This window comes from Phocaeicola intestinalis (assembly GCF_014837065.1).
GTDB lineage: Bacteria > Bacteroidota > Bacteroidia > Bacteroidales > Bacteroidaceae > Phocaeicola > Phocaeicola intestinalis.
Genome location: NZ_JACSPP010000108.1, coordinates 1 through 3,069, shown reverse-complemented (window position 1 = coordinate 3,069; position 3,069 = coordinate 1). Strand labels below are relative to the sequence as shown.

The 3,069-nt window shown below is 57.1% G+C and carries 2 rRNA genes; both read left to right on the top strand.

What is annotated here, in order from left to right:
- Window positions 1-12: 12 nt before the first annotated feature.
- Window positions 13-2,897 (top strand): 23S ribosomal RNA (locus H9625_RS17035).
- A 57-nt stretch (window positions 2,898-2,954) separates the two neighbouring features.
- A 5S ribosomal RNA gene (rrf, locus tag H9625_RS17030) occupies window positions 2,955-3,065 on the top strand.
- Window positions 3,066-3,069 lie beyond the last annotated feature (4 nt).

The window sequence follows — 3,069 nt, the reverse complement described above, 5'->3', positions numbered from 1 at the left end:
GCCGCGGGGGTGCGCGAAAGTAGAAAAGGGCGCATGGTGGATGCCTAGGCTCCCGGAGGCGATGAAGGACGTGACAAGCTGCGAAAATCCGCGGGGAGGCGCAAGTGGCCTTTGATCCGCGGGTGTCCGAATGGGACAACCCGTCACCTTGAAGGGGTGACATCCGCCAGTGGCGGAGGCCAACGCGGGGAACTGAAACATCTTAGTACCCGCAGGAAAAGAAAATAACAATGATTCCCCCAGTAGTGGCGAGCGACCGGGGAGGAGCCCAAACCGCCCGTGTTACGGCACGGTCGGGGTTGTAGGACCGCGCCGTTGGCCCATGCCCGCGAGTGGAACCCTCTGGAAAGTGGGGCCGTAGGGCATGACAGCTGCGTACACGCAGCGGGTATGGGCCATAGCGGTATCCTGAGTAGCGCGGGACACGAGGAATCCAGCGTGAATCAGCCGGGACCATCCGGCAAGGCTAAATACTCCCGGGAGACCGATAGTGTACCAGTACCGTGAGGGAAAGGTGAAAAGAACTCCGGACAGGAGAGTGAAAGAGCCCCTGAAACCATGCGCCTACAAGCGGTCGGAGCACGCAAGTGTGACGGCGTGCCTTTTGCATAATGAACCTACGAGTTGCCGTGTCCGGCGAGGTTAAGCGGCATGATCCGCGCAGCCGGAGCGAAAGCGAGTCTGAATAGGGCGCGCAGTCGGATGCGGCAGACGCGAAACCGAGTGATCTACCCTTGTCCAGGATGAAGTCCGGGTAACACCGGATGGAGGTCCGCACCAATAAGCGTTGAAAAGCTTCTGGATGAGGTGAGGGTAGGAGTGAAAGGCCAATCAAACTCGGAGATAGCTCGTACTCCCCGAAATGCATTTAGGTGCAGCCTCGTCGTATGATCCGGCATGAGGTAGAGCGACTGATAGGATGCGAGGGCTTCACCGCCTGTCAAGTCCTGACAAACTCCGAATGCTTGCCGGAATTAGGCGGGAGTGAGGGCGCGGGTGCTAAGGTCCGCGCCCGAGAGGAGAAGAATCCTGACCGCCGTCTAAGGCCCCGAAATGGCGCCTGAGTTATTCTAACGAGGTCGGTTCCCCGAGACAGCTAGGATGTTGGCTTGGAAGCAGCCATTCATTTAAAGAGTGCGTAACAGCTCACTAGTCGAGGTAGCCGGCATGGATAATAATCGGGTATAAGGCGCCTGCCGAAGACGCGGGATACGAACAGTATCGGTAGGGGAGCATTCCATTTGGCGCGGAAGGCGGCCCGCGAGGTCCGCTGGAGCATATGGAAAAGCAAATGTAGGTATAAGTAACGATAAAGGGGGCGTGAAACCCCCTCGCCGAAAGACCAAGGTTTCCTGATCAACGCTAATCGGATCAGGGTAAGTCGGGCCCTAAGGCTCAGCCGCCAGGCGAGGCCGATGGCAGAACCGGTTAATATTCCGGTACTGCCGCCCGGTGTGACGCGGTGACGCGGATGTGACACTGCCGCCGGCTGACGGAACAGCCGGTTGAAGGGTGTAGGAGCAGACTGCCGCCGGCAAATCCACGGCAGGATCCGAACCTGAAAGTATGCCGCGCCCTTTCAGGGCAAGGCAACAGCGCAGGTAACCATGCCGCCAAGAAAACCCGCTAAACATCAGCCGGGTGGCACCCGTACCGTAAACGGACACACGTGGTCGGGTTGAATATACTGAGGCGCTTGGGTGAATCACGGTTAAGGAACTAGGCAAACTGACCCTGTAACTTCGGGATAAAGGGTCCCTCCTCGCAAGAGAGGGCGCAGCGAATCGGTCCAGGCAACTGTTTACCAAAAACACAGGGCTGTGCCAATACGAAAGTAGACGTATACAGCCTGACACCTGCCCGGTGCCGGAAGGTTAAGAGGAGATGTCACCGCAAGGGAAGCATTGAATTGAAGCCCCGGTAAACGGCGGCCGTAACTATAACGGTCCTAAGGTAGCGAAATTCCTTGTCGGGTAAGTTCCGACCTGCACGAATGGTGTAATGATCTGGACGCTGTCTCAACCGTGAGCCCAGTGAAATTGTAGTATCGGTGAAGATGCCGATTACCCGCGATGGGACGAAAAGACCCCGTGAACCTTTACTGCATCTTAGCATTGGATCCGGGCACGCGATGTGTAGGATAGGCCGGAGGCTATGAATCCGGGACGCCAGTCCCGGTGGAGCCGCCGTTGAAATACGGCCCTTCGTTTGTCTGGATTCTAACCCGCAGTGCGGGGACATTGCTTGGCGGGCAGTTTGACTGGGGTGGTCGCCTCCAAAAGCGTAACGGAGGCTCCTAAAGGTGCCCTCAGGACGATCGGTAACCGTCCTTAGAGTGTAATGGCATAAGGGCGCTTGACTGGGAGACAGACATGTCGAGCAGGTGGGAAACCAGAGCATAGTGATCCGGTGTTTCCGAATGGAAGGGACATCGCTCAAAGGATAAAAGGTACTCCGGGGATAACAGGCTGATCCCTCCCAAGAGCTCATATCGACGGAGTGGTTTGGCACCTCGATGTCGGCTCGTCACATCCTGGGGCTGGAGAAGGTCCCAAGGGTTGGGCTGTTCGCCCATTAAAGTGGCACGCGAGCTGGGTTCAGAACGTCGTGAGACAGTTCGGTCTCTATCTATCGTGGGCGCAGGAAATCTGCGCGGTCCGGACACTAGTACGAGAGGACCGTGTCGGGCAGACCTCCGGTTTGCCGGTTGTGCCGCCAGGTGCACCGCCGGGTATCCGCGTCTGTACCGGATAAGCGCTGAAAGCATCTAAGCGCGAAGCCTTCCGCAAGATTAGATTTCCCTGAGGGCCGTCATAGACGATGACGTTGATAGGATGCAGGTGTATAGGTGGAGACACCACAGCCGAGCATTACTAATTGCCCGAGGCTTTCGCGGCGTGTCTATTGTATAGTTTGTTGGTTGCCTGTCGCAGGTCACTTTTCCTTCATGGCATTAAGGTGGCTATGGCACGAAGGTTCCACCTCTTCCCATTCCGAACAGAGAAGTTAAGCTTCGTCACGCCGATGGTACTGCGTAACAGTGGGAGAGTAGGTAGCCGCCGTTTTGGG